The organism is Oceanobacillus sojae (genome assembly GCF_900162665.1).
GTDB lineage: Bacteria > Bacillota > Bacilli > Bacillales > Amphibacillaceae > Oceanobacillus > Oceanobacillus sojae_A.
The window spans coordinates 326,605-347,239 of the sequence record NZ_LT727810.1; the positions used below are offsets into that span (position 1 = coordinate 326,605).

The 20,635-nt window shown below is 37.0% G+C and carries 17 protein-coding genes; 13 read left to right on the forward strand and 4 right to left on the reverse strand.

The genetic code is table 11. The features are described from left to right. Window positions 1-30: 30 nt before the first annotated feature. Window positions 31-1,167: a GGDEF domain-containing protein gene (locus BN1068_RS05300; protein WP_077601789.1), complete on the reverse strand. Its 1,137-nt coding sequence runs from the start codon at window positions 1,165-1,167 to the stop codon at window positions 31-33. A 454-nt stretch (window positions 1,168-1,621) separates the two neighbouring features. Between BN1068_RS05300 and BN1068_RS05305 the strand changes: the two genes are divergently transcribed. The 3 genes from BN1068_RS05305 (at window position 1,622) to BN1068_RS05315 (ending at window position 6,589) form a co-directional block, all read left to right on the forward strand. Further along, the gene (locus BN1068_RS05305; protein WP_077601790.1) at window positions 1,622-1,798 is read left to right on the forward strand and encodes a YjfB family protein; all 177 of its coding nucleotides are present in this window, start codon (window positions 1,622-1,624) and stop codon (window positions 1,796-1,798) included. 136 nt (window positions 1,799-1,934) lie between these two features. Further along, window positions 1,935-5,531, forward strand: a complete 3,597-nt coding sequence (locus tag BN1068_RS05310) for a hypothetical protein (RefSeq protein ID WP_077601791.1) — start codon at window positions 1,935-1,937, stop codon at window positions 5,529-5,531. A 164-nt stretch (window positions 5,532-5,695) separates the two neighbouring features. Further along, window positions 5,696-6,589, forward strand: coding sequence for a 3-hydroxyacyl-CoA dehydrogenase (locus BN1068_RS05315; protein ID WP_077601792.1), 894 nt, complete (start codon window positions 5,696-5,698; stop codon window positions 6,587-6,589). A gap of 46 nt (window positions 6,590-6,635) precedes the next feature. On the opposite strand, the gene BN1068_RS05320 is transcribed toward BN1068_RS05315, so the two are convergent. Then, a complete protein-coding gene (locus tag BN1068_RS05320) occupies window positions 6,636-7,361 on the reverse strand; it encodes a DUF3784 domain-containing protein (protein ID WP_077601793.1) in 726 nt (241 codons plus the stop codon). A gap of 205 nt (window positions 7,362-7,566) precedes the next feature. On the opposite strand from BN1068_RS05320, the gene crcB (BN1068_RS05325) reads away from it, so the two are divergent. The 3 genes from crcB (BN1068_RS05325) (at window position 7,567) to BN1068_RS05335 (ending at window position 9,201) form a co-directional block, all read left to right on the forward strand. Beyond that, window positions 7,567-7,938, forward strand: a complete 372-nt coding sequence (gene crcB, locus BN1068_RS05325) for a fluoride efflux transporter CrcB (protein ID WP_077601794.1) — start codon at window positions 7,567-7,569, stop codon at window positions 7,936-7,938. A 32-nt stretch (window positions 7,939-7,970) separates the two neighbouring features. Continuing rightward, the gene (gene crcB, locus BN1068_RS05330) at window positions 7,971-8,333 is read left to right on the forward strand and encodes a fluoride efflux transporter CrcB (RefSeq protein WP_077601795.1); all 363 of its coding nucleotides are present in this window, start codon (window positions 7,971-7,973) and stop codon (window positions 8,331-8,333) included. Between the two features lie 103 nt (window positions 8,334-8,436). Then, entirely contained in the window at window positions 8,437-9,201 is a 765-nt protein-coding gene (locus BN1068_RS05335) for an SDR family NAD(P)-dependent oxidoreductase (RefSeq protein ID WP_077601796.1), read from the forward strand. 68 nt (window positions 9,202-9,269) lie between these two features. Here BN1068_RS05335 and BN1068_RS05340 read toward each other — a convergent pair whose 3' ends face one another. Further along, entirely contained in the window at window positions 9,270-10,664 is a 1,395-nt protein-coding gene (locus tag BN1068_RS05340) for an L-cystine transporter (RefSeq protein WP_077601797.1), read from the reverse strand. A gap of 458 nt (window positions 10,665-11,122) precedes the next feature. After that, on the reverse strand, window positions 11,123-12,232 hold the full coding sequence (gene menC, locus BN1068_RS05345) for an o-succinylbenzoate synthase (RefSeq protein WP_077601798.1): 1,110 nt from the start codon (window positions 12,230-12,232) through the stop codon (window positions 11,123-11,125). Between the two features lie 170 nt (window positions 12,233-12,402). Here menC and BN1068_RS05350 point away from each other — a divergent pair, with 170 nt between their 5' ends. From BN1068_RS05350 to BN1068_RS05380, 7 genes are all read left to right on the forward strand, one after another. Continuing rightward, window positions 12,403-13,206: a MurR/RpiR family transcriptional regulator gene (locus tag BN1068_RS05350; RefSeq protein WP_077601799.1), complete on the forward strand. Its 804-nt coding sequence runs from the start codon at window positions 12,403-12,405 to the stop codon at window positions 13,204-13,206. Window positions 13,207-13,612: 406 nt separating this feature from the next. Next, a complete protein-coding gene (locus tag BN1068_RS05355; protein WP_175637084.1) occupies window positions 13,613-14,794 on the forward strand; it encodes an MFS transporter in 1,182 nt (393 codons plus the stop codon). A gap of 226 nt (window positions 14,795-15,020) precedes the next feature. After that, a complete protein-coding gene (locus tag BN1068_RS05360) occupies window positions 15,021-16,235 on the forward strand; it encodes a CaiB/BaiF CoA transferase family protein (protein WP_217697303.1) in 1,215 nt (404 codons plus the stop codon). A gap of 18 nt (window positions 16,236-16,253) precedes the next feature. Further along, entirely contained in the window at window positions 16,254-17,738 is a 1,485-nt protein-coding gene (locus tag BN1068_RS05365) for a sugar ABC transporter ATP-binding protein (RefSeq protein WP_217697304.1), read from the forward strand. A gap of 59 nt (window positions 17,739-17,797) precedes the next feature. Further along, window positions 17,798-18,754: an ABC transporter permease gene (locus BN1068_RS05370; RefSeq protein WP_077601801.1), complete on the forward strand. Its 957-nt coding sequence runs from the start codon at window positions 17,798-17,800 to the stop codon at window positions 18,752-18,754. 35 nt (window positions 18,755-18,789) lie between these two features. After that, window positions 18,790-19,743 carry a substrate-binding domain-containing protein gene (locus tag BN1068_RS05375; protein ID WP_175637085.1) on the forward strand — a complete coding sequence of 318 codons (954 nt, stop codon included), beginning with the start codon at window positions 18,790-18,792 and terminating at the stop codon, window positions 19,741-19,743. A 103-nt stretch (window positions 19,744-19,846) separates the two neighbouring features. Beyond that, a complete protein-coding gene (locus tag BN1068_RS05380) occupies window positions 19,847-20,611 on the forward strand; it encodes an enoyl-CoA hydratase/isomerase family protein (RefSeq protein ID WP_217697305.1) in 765 nt (254 codons plus the stop codon). The last annotated feature ends 24 nt before the right edge of the window (window positions 20,612-20,635 follow it).

Below are 20,635 nucleotides of genomic sequence, written 5' to 3' on the forward strand. Positions count from 1 at the left end.
TTTATAAAGAAACGACAGTCCGGAAAGCTCTCACATTCCCTCCCGGACTGACGTTTGAGAAGGGTATATCCTATTTTTTCCTGATTGCTTTGCTTTGTATAAAGCTTTATCTGCCGTTTGGATGATTTGATGCTGGTTGGTGCATGTGTCTGGATAAGTTGCTGCACCAATCGAGACGGTTACACAAATACTTTGTTCCTCTGAAATTTGAAATGTATGCGCTTCGACTTCTTTTTGAATTCTTTTTGCTGCTTCTAATGCGTTTTCAAGACTGCAGTCAGGCAGGATAATTGAAAATTCATCTCCTCCATTACGGAAGGCTATATCGAGTGAACGGATATTTTTTAATAAAATATCACTGAATTCTGTTAAAATCTGATTCCCTGCCGGATGGCCATATGTATCATTGATTTGCTTGAAATAATCGATATCCATCGTTAACAGCGTCAGTTTTTTATTTTCTGTCACGGATTTATTAATAAATTTATGCCATGTTGCTTCAAAAGACCGCATATTTTGCAATCCTGTCAAGAAATCCTTGGATGCCTCCTCTTCATATTTCGACAAAAGCATCGCTGTCCTGTCCAGATACTTTGAGAAAACAACAGCAATCAATCCACCAATAATCGATACGATACAATAAACAGGCATAAAACGCAGTAATTGAAGATAATCAGTAAAATAATACATCATCATGCCGAAAAACACGAAATTGGAAAATAGAATCATCATCAGAGCCTTACTGTAGGTTGCTTTATCAGGCTGGTACAGTTTATGAATCAGCTGAAATCCAATAATTAATAAAATCATCAAAAGTATCGTTGTCACTGAAAGGCTTGTCATTCCGCTTATGATAATTCTGCCAATAATAACGACAATACTCGCGATTACAGCAGGGAATAGCCCTGCAAACAGAACAAGCAGCATAATCGGTATAAAACGTAAATCTATCCATGCATTTTCAGCCACTTTAATGGAGAACACAATTAATAAGACACTGGATAACCCGGAAACAGTGCCGTCAATAACCCCTTGCTGCCAATAAGAGAGGGTATTTATTTTCAATTTTGACCGGAGCGGTGTATAAACCACGGTTAAGGTGATTAAAATACAAAGATTAATAAAAATATCATTAACAAGATAGAACATAATATTTCCGCCTGCCAAACGGATTCCTCTCCTTTATCTGTACCGGCTGTGTATATTTGGATGCTATATTTTTAAGTATACTTAAAAAGCTGCTTATGTCCTTTCAGTGGATAAGCAGCTTTTCTGCTTTGTGGACAGAATTGAAATATGTATTTACTATCAATTTTATACTTTTTATCCAAAGATAGATAAATATTTGGTTCTTTTTAGCTGGTTCTTTGGAAATAGTTCAATATTCTAATACGAAAATTTTATCATGAATCTTTTGGCAGCACCAAGAATTAGCATAAATTATCTTAATGTAATAATTTCCTGCAATGAAAAATTTTGATTATACCAGCTGGAAAAACAACTGATTGCTTCTAAATTACCATTTTTATCTGAAAATATTCATTATTTATGAGAGTGGGTATATAACTTATGGTAAAATAAAGATAGTTATAAAATCTTCCAAAGCGAGGTGAATGTATAAGTGGATGTCGGAAAAATGTCGATGATAATGAGTCAGGCTAACCTGCAGACACAGGTATCCTTCAGCTTAATGGGAAAGGTTATGGATCATGCGGAAGCGCAAAATGCAGAGCTTATTAAAATGCTGGATCAGCCGCAGCATCCAAACTTAGGACATTCCATTGATGTAAAAGCTTAAAAAGTTCCATTTATGCGGAACAGGAAGGAAGAAAAAATGAGCTGCCTCCGCTTCAAATAATGAGAAGTGGAGGCTTTTACTATCTACTTATTGATTAGAAAGTTATTGAACATATCCTTCATCTTAGGAAAGGAGGGTGAGCATTATTTCGGATTCTAAAACGCGTGCTCAAATTCTGCAGGAAGAACTAATCGAATTATTAAAAAGAGACTTAATCAGCATGGAAGATTATAAGCGCATACTGACAGCCCATCAGGAGTATGCGCAGCAGATTGATAAAAGCATGGATACGTCACGGCACAATGCACCTCAGCTGGGCGATGAAAAAGAAAAACTGTCTGGAGAGGTACGCCATGCTGCAAAACAGAATCAGCCTGATGGTGCAGAAAAATCTCCTCCGAAGCCGGATAATGCGTCAGGCAAAAAGATTCTGACAAGCTTTTTACAGGGGGATAAGGATAAGAAAGAATGGCTGTCAGCTCCGGATCAGCAGGAAGAATCAGTACAAAAGAAAGAAAAACCGGCACGGGAACCGAAAACAGCTGAACAGGTTAGAGAAAGAAATATTACATGGCTGCTTATTCTCGGTGTTTCTTTTCTATTAATCAGTGGTCTTGTTGTAGCGACAAGTACCTGGGACCAAATGGGAGCCTTATTAAAGGTTATTACATTGATCGGCGTCTCTGTTTTCTTTTTAGCATTGAGCGGTTTGTCATCCCGTTTCCTGAAAATTGAAAAGACTGCTTTTGCATTTTTGACGTTAGGAAGTTTATTATTACCGATTGCGATTATTGGAATTGGATATTTTGGATTATTTGGAGATTATTTGACATTAACCGGGGAAGGGCGTTATTGGCTCGGAATTCTTTGTACACTTATTCCGCTCCCATTATATTTCTGGAATGCTTATAAGACAGAGGCTAAATTGTTTGTATGGATTACTTATTTATTCTTATCCTTTTTCATAGGCTTTTTACTTGCTGCTCTACGCATTCCAGTGGATATGTTCTTTTTCCTGATTATGCTGTATAATGCTGTCTTATTATTGGCTTATCACCGTTTTTGGAAAGAAAAAAAGCAGATTTTGCGTGTCTTTTTAGATGAGCTGCCAGCCTATGCACAGCTGAATCTTATCGTTTCCACCTTATTAATGCTGTTTGTTTATAATCAGGCTGTATTTTACAGCTTCAATGTACTCCTGACAGCTTTTATCTATATGGCAATGGTTTTTGTCTATCAGACAAAAGGGTACCAATTTGTATTTGCGGCATTATTTGCTTACGGAATTTATCAGCTGACAGAGAATTCGATTTTAAATACGGCAGATTCGTTTATCTATGCCTTGATGGGCGCAGCTTATTTGGGATTTGCCTATATAATGCGGAAGGATACCTTTGCAAGGAAGGCTTTTTATTATATCAGCGGAATTATTTCTGGTTTTGCATTTCTGTATGTCACATTTCAGGGCTTGATTATCCGGGCTGACGGAGATTCCTGGTTTATGCTTCTTGCGTATGCAGTGATTGCAGGGACCTATGTCTATCTTGCAGAAGTAACGAAGCGGGGCGTTTTTCGCTGGCTTGCTCCAGTATTCTTTATTGCTATTGGTATACAATTTTGGTCATTAGTTATTCAGCCGCTTTTCCCGGAAAGTATTCTTAACTTTATGTTTTTCTATATGACAGGTTTATTTCTTCTCCTCGGCTTCAAAAGTCGTATTCCTTATATGCAGGCGATACAGAAAAGTATGTATTTCTGGTCGATGCCGGTGATTGCTATCATTATATTGCTTAAGCTGTTATTTCTTGAATTTATTGAGACTGCAGGCATGTTTGCGATAATAGGAGCTGTTGCATTTTATGTGACCTCTGCATCTGAAAATCCGGCCGAGAAACGTATTGCTGCCTGGGCTGTTCCGGTAAACTGGCTGTTGGCAATGTATATTCTTTACTTTGAGTTTGCAGAAAAATCATATGTTTACCGCACTCAGCTGGATCTTCCTTTTCAGCTGGCGGCTGCGGGAATTATTCTGCTTGGCATCAGCCTTATTTGGAAGCAGAGAAAGCAGCAGGAATTAACACGAACAACATTTTATACTGGCCAGGGCAGCTATTTATTAGCGATGCTGCTGCTCTACCCTGATTTTACCGGGGATGAAATGGTTGTAAGACCGATGATTTTACTCATTGGGATCGGCGTGATGTACTGGCTTGTCCGTTTTACTAAGAAGCATCTATTTTGGAGTCTGGTTGCGGCTGCAAGCTTAGGCTTCTATGTATCATTGTTAAGTACATTTTCCATCAATACTTTGGAGGGATTCGTCTGGTTTATGCTTGTATTGCCGATTTTATTTTTAGCGGTGGAACGCTATTTAGGTAAATTAGATGCCAGCTTAAAGCCTTATTTCTTTTATTTTGCGCATGCAGTACTCCTGTTTCTTGTGCTGATTATCGCAGGCGATAGTGCAGCACGGCCGGTTCTTTATCCGGCAGTCTGGCTGGTTCCTTTGGCGGTTTATGCTTATACCGCACTGACAAAGGAAAAAGAGTGGGAAATAAAAACGGGATTATACGCCGGATTAATAATGCTCATAGGAACAGTGGTTTCTTTCATTTCTTATTATGATTGGATGGCAGCTCTTTCGTTTGTTTATACCTGGCTGGTTGCCGGAATAGTTTTAATTGCTGTCTGGACCGCAGTACCAGTAGTATGGAAGCGGCGGATAGACTGGTTTTTAATCCCGTATTTGCATCTGGTTTTAGCGATGGTAGTATTTTTAGCAGCTGCAGAGGAGCTTTGGCAGCTCATCTGCTTTGCAGGACTGGTTATCCTGAATTTATATTTCCTGCATAGGCGAAAATGGACCTTATTCCTTGTTGTGCCTCTATTCTTCTCTGTTTATCTATGGCAGCTGCAAGGAGTGTTTAAGGGAGAAATTGATTTATGGCTGATATTCTGCCTCGGCTTTGGAATCTTAGCAGCGGCGGGAAGATATTTATTTACAGAACTATACAATTCTCACAAGGGGAGTGTGCAGGCTGTAGATTGGTATTCTCTGATGGCAGTTGCCTATCTTGCCTTTGCATTAAGCTCGGTAAACGGGCTGGAAAATATTTGGCTGACTGTTATTCCTTATGTATTGTTTGCTTCCTGGTTTTTCTTACAGGTGGATCGTTTGGGAAGTCAAATGCTGCAGAAAATATTTATTACAGTTGGCGGAGTTGCTTGTTTACCGCCATATTATCTGGTGCTTGATCATTATACCGATATCATTCCAGAAGTGATTTATGCAGAGCTTCAGGCACTGCCGGTGCTTGCTTTAGCTATTATTTTATCCCAGAAAACGTGGCAAGATTATCAATCGCTGATGCGGCATATACAGACAGCGCTGCTGATTGTTGTTACTGTTTATTTGATTGCTGATGCCATTCAAAGCGCAACAATTTTAGATGCTTTAATTATTGGTATTTTGTCCATTATTTCCTTACTCGCAGGGATGCGTTATCAATTGAAGTCATATTTCTTTGTCGGAATTGGAACGCTGCTGTTTAATGTTATTTATCAGACAAGGCCTTATTGGGGTAATCTCCCCTGGTGGGCGTATCTTCTGATTGCGGGAATATTGTTTATCAGTATTGCCAGCTATAATGAATGGAAAAAACAGCGTGAAGGAGAAGGAAAGCTGGAGAAGAAGCTCAAGCAAATGATTGCCCGGTTTAAAGAATGGAATTGAATAGAGCAGTTTGGAGATGCTAATGAATAAGGCAGCTCCAAACTGCTCTATTTATTTGGAAATATAAGCGTCAATTTAAAATAGTTTCCTTTGAGCAAATTTGTTTATGTTCGTCATCATTAGGAGTATACTAAAATTGTAAAAAATAGAAAGAAGGATTTTTCATGGAATTTAAAAATGTTACAGTAGCGGGCAGCGGCGTATTAGGCAGCCAAATTGCCTATCAGGTTTCTTACAAAGGATTTAATGTAACGGTATATGATATTAATGCCGAAGCTGTCGAGGCAGCCAAAACACGTATGGAAAAATGGCAGCAGCGCTATAAAGAGGATTTAAATGCTGCGGATGCGGAAGTAAAAGAAGCATTTGAAAGGATCAGCTTTTCTATCGATTTAAAAGAAGCTGTTAAAGACGCTGATTTAATTATTGAAGCAGTGCCTGAAAAAGAAGAAATTAAATTAGATTTCTATAAAAAATTAGCAGAAGTTGCTCCAGAAAAAACAATTTTTGCATCTAACTCATCTACTATGCTTCCCAGTCAATTTGCTGAAGCAACAGGACGCCCGAGTCAATTTTTAATGCTGCACTTTGCGAATGAGATTTGGAAAAACAATACAGCAGAAATTATGAAGCATGAAGGGACAGATATGAAAGTGTTTGAGGATGTTGTCGCATTTGCGAAACAAATCGGCATGGTTGCACTCCCTATATACAAAGAACAGCCAGGCTATATTTTAAATTCCTTGCTGGTTCCATTCTTAGATGCAGCACAGGATTTATTAGTAAATGAAATTGCAGATGCAGAGACCATTGATAAAACATGGATGGTAGCTACCGAAGCACCTAAGGGTCCATTTGCTATACTGGATGTGATTGGTATCCGCACACCTTATAATCTGTCCGCGGCACATGCAGAGGCTGGAGATAAAAAAGCTGAAAAAGTTGCGAGCTTTTTAAAAGAAGAGTATCTGGATAAAGGGAAATTTGGTATTGAATCTGGCGAAGGTTTTTATAAATATCCTGATCCGGCATTTGAAAATCCGGATTTCTTGAAATAAATTCATTCAGAATAAAAGCTGTCCGAGGTTTATCGGGCAGCTTTTGTTAATTATCGGTATTTTGTTGTATGGCCTGCTCCAGCTGTTGATAAGATTCTATCGTTTTATCAGGCTGATTTGTATTTATAATAACAAAACTGTCTTTCGTGCGGATGACAATAAAAGGGGCTTCATTTGAACGAAGGAATAATTTACCGGATCCTAAGCCTTCCAAACGATACTTCCCAATATGCTTTCCAAATAAAGAAATGCCATTTGTACGAATCATAACTTCAGGAAGCTCATCATACAGGGAAATATCTTCAATATCTGAAAACGTCCATTCTTCGCCATACAAGCCTGATATTTCAAAGGAGTCACCATTTACTTCCAATTTATTTGGCATAAAAGGGATAGCAAAAACGACAATGACTAAAATGAGAGATAGCATTAAAACCGTTTTGTTTATCTTTTGAGATTTTCTTTTCACCTTTTTCATCATTAAAAAAGTTTCAATAAATAAAACAATAAGCATAACAGCATAAGAACCTTCCATTGCATAAGGAACGTGCAGGAGCTGCAGCAGGAATCCAATTGTTAAAACAATAGCTACATGCAGCATCATCTTACCAACAGCACGCGGATAACCTGCTTTGATCATTTTATGCTGTTCTGCTGTCGTGCTCGACTTGAATCCGCTGATTAAATAGTAGTTTTTTCGTATTAAAATGAGGTAACTGAAAAAGAAAAACATAAGAATTAAAAAAATTTGAATTCCGTATAAATAGTCCATCGGGCGAGTCCCTCCATTTTTTCTTTGCACTTTAAATACGAGGGAAAGTCTTGAAAAGTTTCAATGATATGACGGGAAATAGACTTTTCTTATGAAAAATGAAAGCTGTATCTTCAAAAACACTTGCTTTCTCAGTCACTTAGGATTAAATTGTATATACTCTTCATTGTATTAAATAGTGTACGGATAAAGGTAAGGTGATTAGATGAACTATCTATTCGTGCCGGTTGGTGCTTTTTTTGGAGCAATGGCACGCTATGAAATCAGTCTGTTATTTGGCGAGCAGTCCTTTCCTATAGCTACAGCTGCAGTAAATATTATCGGCTGCTTCTTTTTAGGATTTCTGCTCACACTTGTTTCTCTTTCCAGGCAGGACCGGCAGGCCTGGGCGTTGACTTTTGGCACTGGTTTTCTGGGAGCTTTTACGACATTTTCTACATTTGCATTAGATGTGCTTCAGCTTAATCTGCCAATGGCGCTTCTTTATATTGGAATAAGCTTATCTGTAGGAATTGCTTTTGCCGGGTTAGGTGTCTGGTCAGGCAGAGCTGCATATAAACGTTTTAGGAAAGCTTAAAATGAAAAGCAATATAAAGGAGGGTTACCCTTATGGTTTTTGTAGGTCTCGGGGGTGCGGCTGGTGCGTTATTACGGTACATAATCAGTGAATATATGAATGTGGTAAGAGTAGAAAAAGGAATCATTTTTCCTGTCGCTACCTGGATCATTAATATGACAGGCTCCTTTCTGTTAGGTGTTTTATACGGGCTTGATTTACCTTCACAGCTTTGGCTTCTTCTAGGAGTGGGCTTTTGTGGCGGGTATACAACATTTTCGACTTTTGGGAAGGAAGTTATTGATTTGCTGATGGATAAGCAGTGGCGGGCGGCTTTCCTGTATATTCTGATGTCTGCTTTGTTAAGTATTATAGCGGCTTGGGTTGGGATAGCTACGGTGCACTTGTTTATCTAGCTGATTACTTCGTACGAAGTAATCAGCTAAACCAATTATTTGTATATTTGAAAGCGCTATCATAAAATAGGAGATGAAAAGTATAAAAAAGGGAGAGATGTCTATGCAGGATAAGGTTGTGCTGATAACCGGCGGGGCAGGAGGAATTGGTCAAGCAACGGCAAAATTATTTTTGGAGCAGGGTGCTAAAGTTGTATTAGTTGATATTAACAAATCATCCTTAGAAAAAGCAAAGCAATCCCTCACGTCAAATCCGGAAAATGTTGCTATTATCCAAGCGGATGTGACAAATGAATCCGACGTAAAAAATTATGTTCAGGAAACGGTTAGTCATTTTGGAAGAATTGATGTTTTCTTTAATAATGCAGGAATAAACGGTCCTGTTGCGGAAATTACAGATTTAGAGAAGGAAGCTTTCGAACAGATCATGTCTATTAATGTAACCGGCGTATTTTTAGGACTGAAGCATGTTCTTGTGCAAATGAAAAAACAGGGGCATGGACGTATTATTAATACAGCATCAAATGCTGCATATATCGGTTCAGCGGGAATGGTCGGGTATATAGCCTCCAAACATGCTGTTGCGGGTATAACAAAGACCGCAGCATTAGAAGCGGCACCAGCAGGAATTCGTGTAAACGCGGTAGCTCCTGCAGCAATTGATACACAGATGCTGGCAGATATTCAAAATAATTTAACACCTGGAGAGCCGGAAAAATCAGGAGAAGCGATTAAGCAGGGGATTCCAGTCGGACGGTTTGGTGCACCGGAGGAAGTTGCGCAAATTGTTCGTTTCCTTGCATCTGATGAAGCCTCCTTTGTACATGGAGCATTATATAATGTGGATGGAGGAATGCAGGCAGATTAGAGTAACCGCAAAAAAATAGCAGTCATCTCTAGAAAATATAGAGATGGCTGCTATTTTAATCGGGAAATTTAAATGCCAGTATTTTCAACAACCGCATTTTTATCGTTAAATTTCGTTTCATCCAGGTTGCCGAGTACTTTAGAAGTTACAGTACCTGAAACCATGCTGCCATTAACATTGACAGCGGTGCGGCCCATATCAATGAGCGGCTCAACAGTAATCAGCAAGCCGGCTAAAGCAATTGGCAGTCCCATGGAGGACAGAACGATAATCGCTGCGAATGTTGCTCCGCCGCCGACACCTGCAACACCAAATGAACTGATAGCTGTAATTAATACAAGCTGTACAATAAAGTCAAGAGACATTGGATCAATACCGACAGTTGGTGCAATCATAACAGCAAGCATTGCAGGATAAATACCTGCGCAGGCATTTTGCCCCATCGTCGCTCCAAATGATGCTGACATATTGGCAGCTCCATCATCTACACCAAGCGTCTCTTTCTGTGCAGTAATATTCAACGGGATCGCGCCGGCACTGGAACGGGAAGTAAAGGCAAATCCCAGTACTGGAAAGGTTTTTTTCATGAAAGTCACGGGATTTAATCTGAACCCGCTGATAATTAACATGTGAATAAGAACCATCACAATCATCGCTGCGTAGGATGCAATTACAAATTTACCGAGCTGTACAATCCCGGCAAAATTGGTTGTAGCGACCATATTCGTCATCAGTGCTAATACACCAAACGGAGTTAAACGTAAAATGAGTGTTACAAGCCGCATCACGATTGCAAATACGGCATTAACCATTTTTGTAAACCGTTCAGCCTGCTCCGGCTGTTTCCTGCTCACTCCAAGGGTGGCTATCCCGACAAGAACAGAGAAAATAACTACGGCAATAACAGATGTAGAACGTTCTCCGGTCATATCTAAGAAGATATTATTTGGAATAAAATTAACAATCCGTTGTGGTGTAGTCTGTTCTGACATAGATTCAAAACTTTCTTCCAGTGAGGCTCCTCGTTCTGTTTCTTCATGACCCGCTTCAATTTGTTCTGCATTGAGGTCAAAGATGAGAGACGTTGCCACACCAAGTGTTGCTGCGATAAGTGTTGTCGAAATAAGTACACCAATCACCCAGCCTGCCATTTTTCCAAGCTGCTTTGTTTCGTTCAGGTTAATAATGGCACGAATAATCGAAACCATAACGAGCGGAACAACAATCAGCATTAAGAAACGGATATATCCGCTGCCGACAATACTGTACCAGTCAAGGGTTCCTGTAAGAATATCCGAGTCTGCTCCATAAACGACCTGAAAAAGAGCACCCAGCACAATTCCGATTCCCATACCTGTAAATACGCGTTTAGCGAAAGAAACATGTTTTTTCTGCATATAGATTAGCAAACCAATTAATGCAAGTAAAACAATAATATTTAATACTATAAACCAATTATCCATTTGGTGTTATCCTCCTCATAAAATGTTCCTTATAAATCCAATGAAAATAATACGGATTAAACTATACAATGATTCTGCTGTGATTTCAAGGTTGTTGCTTGAACTATTTTACTTAGTTTTTAAATCATATGCAAATAGTGGGATATTGGCTATTTCTTTTCATAAATCATCTTATAGTGCGTGTTCAAAAAGTACGATAAATAGGACCAAGAAGTTCAAGGCGACGAATATTTTCTGAACGGAGCGTATGCTTAACAATACGTGAGTATCGGAAAATATTCGTCAACGCAGAAATTCGCCGTGTCATTTTTATTGGACTTTTTGAACATCCTCTTATATATTTAATATGTACTATTTTTGAAATAACATTTAAATGAAGACAAAAAAGAAGCGCTGTGAAATAGGTTTTCCTTTTCGAAAGGATTAAACAACTTTCACAGCGCTTCTTTGATCCGTTTTTATTGCTTAAAGTTTTTTTTCTCAACGGTATATTTTGCTAATTTATCACGGTTAACTTCATACCCTATTCCTGGGGAAGCAGGAACCTGTACGATGCCATCTTTGACGTATACTTCCGGATCGATAATATCCTCCTCCCAATAGCGTGAAGAAGCGGCAGTATCTCCCGGCAGTGTAAATGTAGAAAGGGAAGTAATCGCAATATTATGCGCACGTCCTACGCCGGATTCAAGCATACCTCCACACCACATTGGAATATTCGCTTCTTTACATAGCTCATGAATTCGTTTCATTGTAGTAATCCCGCCGACACGTCCGACCTTCATATTAATAATCTTCCCGCTGCCGAGTTGAATTGCCTGCCGTGCATCGTCATAGGAATGGATGCTTTCATCCAGGCAAATTGGCGTTTTAATATGCTTTTGCAGCTCGGCATGATCAATTAAATCCCCGGCTGTTAAAGGCTGTTCAATCATCATAAGGTTAAATGGATCCAGTTTTTTCAGCGTATCGATATCATCGAGTGTATAAGCAGAGTTAGCATCGACCATCAGCGGAATATCAGGAAATTGCTTGCGGATTTGCTCAACAACCCCGACATCTTTTCCAGGTTTAATTTTCACTTTAATCCGTTTATAGCCTTCTTCTGTTTTCGCTTTAATATTGTTGAGAAGCTTTTCGATATCATCTTCAATTCCAAGACTGACACCGACCTCGATTTCCGTTCTGCATCCGCCGATTGCCTGCGCGAGGGAAATGCCCTGCTGCTTTGCATAAATATCCCAGGCCGCTGCATCAATAGCTGCTTTTGCCAAGTTATTGCGCTTGAAGGGTTCGAATAAATCAGTAAGCTCATCCGGATGGCTAAATTCACGTCCCAATGTGAGCGGAATTAAGTATTCCTCCAGCATCACCCAGGCAGCTTTTGTAAATTCTTCAATATAAAGAGGAGATTCGGATGTGACACATTCTCCCCAGCCAATTGTGCCATCTTCATCTTTTGCTTCCAAAATAATAAATTCCCGATCCTGTTCGGTTCCAAAGCTTGTTGTAAATGGATTTTTCATTCGCATATTCATACGGTGCATTGTAATTTCTGTAATTTTCATGAGAAGAACTCCTTTTGTAGTAACTGCTAATAAATTACCTCTTAAATAGTGTTGTACTAACTGATTTTTATTTCATCATCGTGTATATTCATACGTTGCATTCTATTATAATGAAGTCTATACTTTAAAGCAATATTAAATAATTGTATAAACTTCAAAAGAGGGATGGAATGGAAACGACATATCAAGAGCGCATCAAAGCACATTGGCCAAATTTAACAAAAGGGCTGCAAAAGGCTGCCGATTACTTATTAAATGAGCCGATTGCCTATGCGACGCATCCGGCAAAAAAGGTAGGAGAAATGATTGGAGTCAGTGAAACGATGGTGCTCCGGCTTTGTAACGCCATTGGCTACAAAGGCTATGCTGAATTACAGAAGGAAGTAAGAAATGAGCTTTTACATCTATCACAAGCCACAGAAGAAGCGACGGAAAGTACTTTTCATGATTCTGTGGAGGCAGACATAGAGAATCTCCGTTGGCTGCATAAACAGATAGATGCGGGGCAATTAGAAAAAGTGACCAATACGATTTTACAAAGTGAGCGGATTGTCATCGCTGGATATTATCATTCCTACAGCTATGCACATTGGCTGTATTTTAACTTAAATTACATTATTGGAAACGTCAGTCTGTTTCGCCCGGAAAGCGATGCAGGAGTATTGGATTTTTTACCTGAAAATTCATCGTTAATTGTTTTTTCTTTCTATAGGTATGCTGTAGACACGATCCAATTAGCAAAGGACGCGCACCAAAAAGGAATTAAAGTGATTGTCATTACAGATTCCTTAGCTGCACCGACAGTACCGTTCGCAGATATAACACTCCCTGTGCACACCGCGCATTCTGGAGACTCTCTTTTACAGAAAGGGCCGGTTAGTCTGTCTCTTATCAATGCGATAATAGATAAAATAATTCGGAGTATAGCCGATAAAGGGAAAAAGACACCGACATTTAATTATTTTATTAAATGAATTATAAGTTTATACAACCTAATAACGAAAAGCCTGGTTTTTAATTTGCAGTTCGAACTTTAGCATTTTGAGAAGACATTTATAAAGATATATTAATGGTTTGAAGAGAAATTTAAATCTGGACTGTTAAGAATCTGTTTGGATTAAATTAGATTATATAATTCATCTTAAAAGTCTTTTAACCCTCTCCTTCATTATAACTGCAATAATGAATAAGAGTTTTTTATAAATTTACTATTCCTTTAAACTTGGATTATTCATAGAAAATTAATCATTGACTTTTTTTTAGAATAATGAAAAAATATATAAAATAATTCGAAAATATTTATTAAATGAATTACTTTTAATTAAAATCTAAACGTTTAGATTTTAATTATATATTATTGAAAAGGGAGGGGGAAATTTTTTGCTGAACAGATTAATATGGATTGCTTGTTACACATACTTTTTAATTGGCTTCACACATATTATTTTAGGTTCAATTTTGGTTGAAATCCTGAATTATTATGAGAAGAGTTATGTTGATGGAGGAATATTGATATCTTTTCAGTCGATAGGCTTTTTAGCAGGAGTATTGTTATCAACGTATCTAACTAGAAAAATTAGCCGAAGAACGACTATTATTGTAGCATCCATCTCTATAGCATTATCCCAATTTGTATTTTTTATGATGTTACCATGGTCAATATGGCTTATTGTTGCTTTATTTGCTGGATTTGGATTTGGGGTTATTGAGCCGTTAGTGGGCTCACTTATTATTGATGTTGCGAAAGAAAAAAGAGCGATTGCTTTTAGTAAATTAGAAGTCTTTTTTGGTTTAGGTTCATTAATTATGCCTATAGTTACAGGGTGGCTGGCTGTTACAGATTTATGGAGATATGCTTTTTTAGCATTAGGTTTATACGCTGTAGCCATTAGTTTAATATGGATGAAAACATATTTTGGGGAGCTTAATAATTGGTTAGGAAAACCAAAAGAAACTATTGATAATGAACAGAAATTAGATATAGATAGGAAACGTAGTAATATGATACTTTGGAGCTTTATTCTATTTTTTGGATTGTATGTTGGGTTGGAAATTACTGTTATGAATTTTTTACCGTCTATATTAGTCAATCAATTAAATACAGGAATTTTAGAAGCTACTCTTTCAGTTACTATTTTTTGGGGGGCTATGGTATTTGGACGAGTTTTATCCGGCTATTTAGCTGAAAGAATTAGTTATGCAAAATATTTGATTTTATCATGTTCAGGTTCAGTGGTTTTTATTATATTATTGGGATTCGCAGGAAATATATGGATAAGTTATATAGTAATTGCATGTATTGGTTTAATGATGAGTGGTATATTCGGAATTGGTATTGTCTACGTAGATCATATATTGCAAGGCGATACCCAGAGGAATACAAGTATAGTTATTGCTTCGGGTGGAATTGGTGGTATTATTTTACCTTTTATTACTGGAGGGATGATTGATCATTTCCGTGTTGCATCTGTTTCTATAGCATTAGGTATACTTGCGCTTATTATGACAGCAATTATTATAAATATAAACAAAAGAAGCATTTATAACGTGAATACTGAATAAGTATTTTACCTAAGTAAGTAGTGGAAAATTCAGATAGTTCTTTTTTTTTATAAAAAAATATGTTGACATTCTTTTAAAGATTAAGTTATTATTTATACTATCAAATCTAAACGTTTAGATATTCTATTTTTTTAGGTTATAAAAAAGGATTTATTACTTAAATTTAAGTTTTTTTATGTAATTAAATCTAAACGTTTAGATTTACGATTTAAAAGGAGGTTTAGAAATGCAAATATTGAAAGGAATCAAAGTTTTAAGTTTTACTCATTTTCTTCAAGGTCCTTCAGCAGTTCAAATGTTATCAGATATTGGGGCAGATGTAATAAAAATTGAACAGACAAAGGGAGCTTATGAAAGGTTCTGGTCAGGATTTAATGCATATCAAAACAATGTAAGCGTTTTTTTCTTGTTGGCAAATCGTAATCAAAAAAGCTTGGCCATTGATTTACGAAATAATGAAGCGAAAGAAGTTATTATTGACCTTGTCAAAGAAGTTGATGTGATTGTAGAGAATTTTAGACCAGGAGCTATGAAAAGACTGGGATTGGATTATGAATCATTAAAGGAAATAAATCCAAAACTAATATATTGTTCATGCACAGGTTATGGAAGCGGTGGACCATATGAATCTAAACCAGGTCAAGATTTACTTTTGCAATCTTTAAGCGGTTTAATGACACTATCAGGTAAAGATAGTGCTCCACCAACTCCTGTTGGTACAGCTGTAGTTGATCAACATGGAGCAGTGCTTGCTGCATTTGGAATAGTAGCCGCATTATTCAATCGTGAAAAAACAGGAGAAGGTTGTAAAGTAGAGGGGAGTCTTTTAAATTCAGCTTTAGATTTACAGATTGAACCACTCACTTATTTTTTAAATAAAGGAAAACTCTGGAGTAGAAGTGAAACTGGATTAGCCAGCAGATTTCATCAAGCGCCATATGGGACTTATAAAACAAAAGACAGGTATATCACACTCTCTAACACACCAGTTGAAAAGTTAGCTGAGATCTTAAACTCTAAGGAATTAGCGCAATATGAGTCAAGTGATCAAATGAGTGATAAACGGTTTGAAATTGACCGTATATTTAGCGAAATTATAAAAACAAAGAATTATGATGACTGGGTAAAATTATTTGAAGAGCATAATATATGGTTTGCTCCTGTTAACAGCTACGAAGATGTTGTAAAAGATTCTCAAGTTCAATGGAGCGGAATGCTGACAACATATAACCATCCGCAAGCCGGAGAAATTAAGCTGCTTAATCACCCGATTAAATATAACGATAAAACTGTAGAACAAAGAATGCATCAGCCTGCAATTGGAGAACACTCTGTAGAAATTTTAAAAACGCAAGGTTACAGTGAAAGAAAAATTAAGGAATTTATAGATAAGGGTATTATTGCAAATGATGGGTGGGAACGTTCGTCACCCCAACCATAATAAAAAGGGGCAAAGAAATTGGATAACTATATTGAAATGCGTCATATTAGTAAAGTTTTTCCTGGTGTAAAAGCATTGGATAATGTATCATTTTCAGTTTCTCCTGGTGAAGTTCATGGATTGATAGGTGAAAATGGAGCAGGTAAATCTACATTGATGAAAATTCTTTCTGGGGCTTATAAAAAAGATGAGGGAGAAATTTTAATAAACAATGAGATTATTGATTCGCCTAATCCGAAGAAAATGATTGATTTGGGAGTTTCTGTAATATACCAAGAAATGACTCTATTACCTCATCTTTCAATTGCAGAAAACTTATTTTTAGGTAATCTACCAAAAACAAAATTAGGACTTATTGATTGGAAAACTTTAAAAAAGAATAGCTTACCAGTATTGAGCAGAGTTGGATTAAATGAAAATCCTTATACAAAAGTGAAGGATCTGAATGTAGCCAAAAGGCAATTAGTAGAGATTTCAAAAGCTCTTACAAGAGATGCTAAATTAATAGTTCTTGATGAGCCGTCAGCTGTTTTAGGTGGACAAGAATTAGATAGGCTTTATTCTGTTATACACCAGTTAACAAAACAAAATATAGCATTTATTTATATTTCTCATCGCCTATCAGAGTTATTTGAAATAACAGAGAGAGTGACAGTACTTAAAGATGGACAATACGTGGGAACAGAGCGGACTGAAGATATTAGTACGGATCAGCTTATAAGGATGATGGTTGGGCGAGAAGTTAGTAATATATATCCTGAAAAAAGAGGGAAAATTATAAAAAATCCAATTATTAAAGTCAAAAATCTAAGTAGAAAAAATGTATTAAAAAATATTAATTTTGAGGTGAATAAAGGAGAAATTCTTGGTATTGCCGGATTGGAGGGGGCAGGAAGAACAGAGTTATTAAGAGCTTTATTTGGAGTTGACTCTATCGATAATGGAGATATTTATTATTTTGATAAAAAGCGAAAACTAAAAAATGCTAAACAAGCTATTAAATTAAAAATTGGTTTTCTTCCAGAAGAAAGAAAACAGGACGGTTTAATGTTAAATCAGTCAGGAAAATTTAACACGACTATTCCTAAATTAAAAAATATTAGTTATGGACCTTTTATCAGTTTATCAAAGGAGAAGAAAAAAGCAGAATATTTTGCTAATGAAATGCAGGTTAGACCGCCAAACGTAAATAATACAATTCGGAATTTCAGTGGAGGTAACCAGCAGAAGTTTATGTTTTCTAGGTGGCTTTACTCGAATTCAGAAATCCTTTTTATTGATGAACCGACCAGAGGGGTAGACGTTGGAGCAAAAAAAGAAATTTATCGGCTTATTTTAAATCTGGCAAAAGAAGGTGTAACTATATTAATGGTATCCTCTGAACTTCCGGAAATTATTGGTATGAGTGATAGGGTATTAGTTATGCGTGAGGGAGAATTGGCGGGGGAGCTTCCAGGAGATGACTTATCTGAAGAAAAAATTATGTCGTATGCAGTCCGTTGAGATTCTAATTAGAAATATGAAAGTAATTTAAACTCTCTAGAAGAAAGCTGGGTAGAAAAATGAGTGTTGTATTCAAGAGGACGCAAAATTTATTTAAAGGATTGGGTATATTTGGTGTTTTGATTCTATTAATAGTTATAGCAGCAATGGTCAGTCCCCAATTTCTTGAATTAAATAATATTGTAAATTTGCTTAGGCAAATATCTATTATAGGAATTATTGCAATAGGGATGACATTTGTCATTTTAGCAAAAGGAATTGATTTGTCAGTAGGTTCTACTGTCGCGGTAGTAGCTGTTATCTGTGCAGATTTATTTAGTAGCGGTGTACCAGTTTTTTTGGTACTACTTATTGGTCTATTAACAGGGATATTAGTTGGTAGTATAAATGGGCTTGGAATTGCTATTGGCGGCATTCCTCCATTCGTTATGACTCTAGGATTAATGGTTGCCGGCAGAGGCGTAGCAATGACTTATGCAAATGGACAGCCAATCAGTATAGGGGAAGCCTCTCAAAAAATATCATGGTTAGGGCACGGAACTGTTGGGGGAATCCCGGTACCGGTTATTGTTTTTTTAATTGTGATAATTATAGGGTTCATAATATTAAAATATACTGCGTTTGGAAGAGCTGTTTATGCAGTCGGAGATAATAAAGAAGCTGCTCGGCTATCAGGGATTAATGTTAATTTAATAGAATTTTCAACCTATGCAATCAGTGGATTATGTGCGGCGATTACAGCGCTGATTCTATTATCAAGATTGACAGTAGGTGAGCCGAGCGCTGGGGTTGAGTATGAATTAGAGGCAATTGCAATGGTTGTTATTGGTGGAACTAGTTTATTTGGAGGGATTGGTAGTGTTATTGGGACAGCAGTTGGTGCTAGTATAATTGGAATTATTTCCAATGTGTTAAATCTGGTAGGTATAAATCCATTTACTCAGCAAGTAATTAAAGGTGCGATTATCATTTTGGCTGTTTATATTGAAGCAAGAAGAACAAGAAGCAAAGAGTAATATTAAAAAAATAACTGATGAAGGAGAAATTCAAAATGAAAAGGCTTTCCTTGTTTGTTTTATTTATATTAACAGTGCTGTTTTTAGGTGCTTGCGGGAATGAAGATGGAGGTTCAGACAATGAAAATGACGGAGATTTTAAAGTTGGTTTTTCACAAGCTACCTTAAACCACCCATTCCGAGTTGCTATGGTAGAAGACTTTGAAGAATACTTAAATGAAAATCATCCTGATGTTGAATTTTTACTTACAGATGGAGAAGATAACGCGAGTACACAAGTATCAGATATTGAAACGCTTGTTAGCCAAGGAGTGGATATTTTAGTTGTCAGCCCGCACTCATCAGATGCTCTAACGCCAATTATAGCTGAAGTGATGGAAAAAGGGATTCCTGTTATTACTGTTGATCGAACAGTAAATACAGAAGTTACAGCACATGTTGGTGCGGATAACAAAGAAATTGGTCAGACTTTTGGTGAGTATATTGCTGATCAGGTTGACGGAGAAGGGAACATAATTGAGATCCAGGGGACAGCAGGAAGTTCAGCAACAATAGAAAGGAGTGAAGGATTCCGGGAAGCAATTGAAGGAACTGATATAGAATTGATTGCTGAACAACATGCTGATTATTTGCGTGAGCCTGCAATGTCATTTATGGAAGATATGCTGCAGCGATTTAGTGATACAGATTCCATCCAAGCAATTTACGCACATAATGATGAAATGGGATTAGGAGCTCTTGATGCAATTAAAGCATCTGGTCGTGAAGGAGAAATCAAAGTTTTTTCAATTGATGGTCAAAATAATGCTTTTGAATCTGTAGATAATGGTGGTTTGGCTGCTGTTGCTATTTATCCTCATGGGGGGACAGAAGCGGCTGAAATAGCGATGAAAGTATTAGAAGGAGAAGATGTGGACGAAGAGTATATTCTGGAATTTAATATTGTTGACGAAACAAACGTGGAAGAGTTCTTAGGAACTGGTATTTAAAAAAAGATTAATGGAAATTTAGGCTGCAATAATGAAAGACTCCTATTTGCAGAATATACATTCCAAAAATGTAAATGGTGCTGGAGAAAAGAGGTAGATTACAGTGATTGAGCTTATTAAGAACAATAATCGGACAGCTACTTTATTTTTAAATAATCCTCCTTTAAATCTTGTGACATTAGAAATGACTCAACATTTTAAAACAGTTTTAGAAGAAGTGGAAAATGACGAGGATATTAAAGTATTAATTATTACAGCACGAGGTAAGGATTTCTTCTGTGTTGGGTCAGATATAAAGGAATTTGGACATGTACGAGATAGAGTAGTGGAATTAAAGCTAGATGATGAAAATAAAACTTTTTTAATGATTGAACAGATGTCAAAACCAGTAATTATTGCTATGAATGGTATGGCGATAGGTGGAGGATGCGAATTAGCGCTAGCTGGGGATCTCCGAATTTTAGAAAAAAACTCTGCAATAGGGCTCCCGGAAATTAATTTAGGTGTGTTTCCCGGAAGTGGGGGATTGTATCGCCTGCCGAAAATTATTGGTATTTCAAAAGCAATGAAAATGATGTTTACAGGTGAAAGATTAACAGCTGATGAAGCATATAGAATCGGCTTAGTAGATTATTTAACAGAGGAAGGTAATGCATTAATTTTTGCTGAAGAGCTAGCAGATGAAATAGCAAAAATGCCAAAAGATGCACTTCGAATTATTAAGCATGGTGTGCGAAAGTCACTAGAAATGTCTTTAGAACAAGCTATTAAATATAATTTAGAAGAAAGTGATTTTATATTTAAAACTGAAAATTGTAAAGAAGGTGTGGAGGCTTTTTTCGAAAAGAGACAACCTCAGTTTGAATGATATATAAGATCAGTGAGAGATAGT

Coding starts and splice junctions, on each gene's coding strand:
- BN1068_RS05315 (WP_077601792.1), top strand. CDS start 5,696: ATGGAATTTAAAAATGTTACAGTAGCGGGCAGCGGCGTATTAGGCAGC.
- BN1068_RS05320 (WP_077601793.1), bottom strand. CDS start 7,361: ATGGACTATTTATACGGAATTCAAATTTTTTTAATTCTTATGTTTTTC.
- BN1068_RS05370 (WP_077601801.1), top strand. CDS start 17,798: ATGAGTGTTGTATTCAAGAGGACGCAAAATTTATTTAAAGGATTGGGT.
- BN1068_RS05350 (WP_077601799.1), top strand. CDS start 12,403: ATGGAAACGACATATCAAGAGCGCATCAAAGCACATTGGCCAAATTTA.
- crcB (WP_077601794.1), top strand. CDS start 7,567: ATGAACTATCTATTCGTGCCGGTTGGTGCTTTTTTTGGAGCAATGGCA.
- BN1068_RS05335 (WP_077601796.1), top strand. CDS start 8,437: ATGCAGGATAAGGTTGTGCTGATAACCGGCGGGGCAGGAGGAATTGGT.
- menC (WP_077601798.1), bottom strand. CDS start 12,232: ATGAAAATTACAGAAATTACAATGCACCGTATGAATATGCGAATGAAA.
- BN1068_RS05360 (WP_217697303.1), top strand. CDS start 15,021: ATGCAAATATTGAAAGGAATCAAAGTTTTAAGTTTTACTCATTTTCTT.
- crcB (WP_077601795.1), top strand. CDS start 7,971: ATGGTTTTTGTAGGTCTCGGGGGTGCGGCTGGTGCGTTATTACGGTAC.
- BN1068_RS05375 (WP_175637085.1), top strand. CDS start 18,790: ATGAAAAGGCTTTCCTTGTTTGTTTTATTTATATTAACAGTGCTGTTT.
- BN1068_RS05340 (WP_077601797.1), bottom strand. CDS start 10,664: ATGGATAATTGGTTTATAGTATTAAATATTATTGTTTTACTTGCATTA.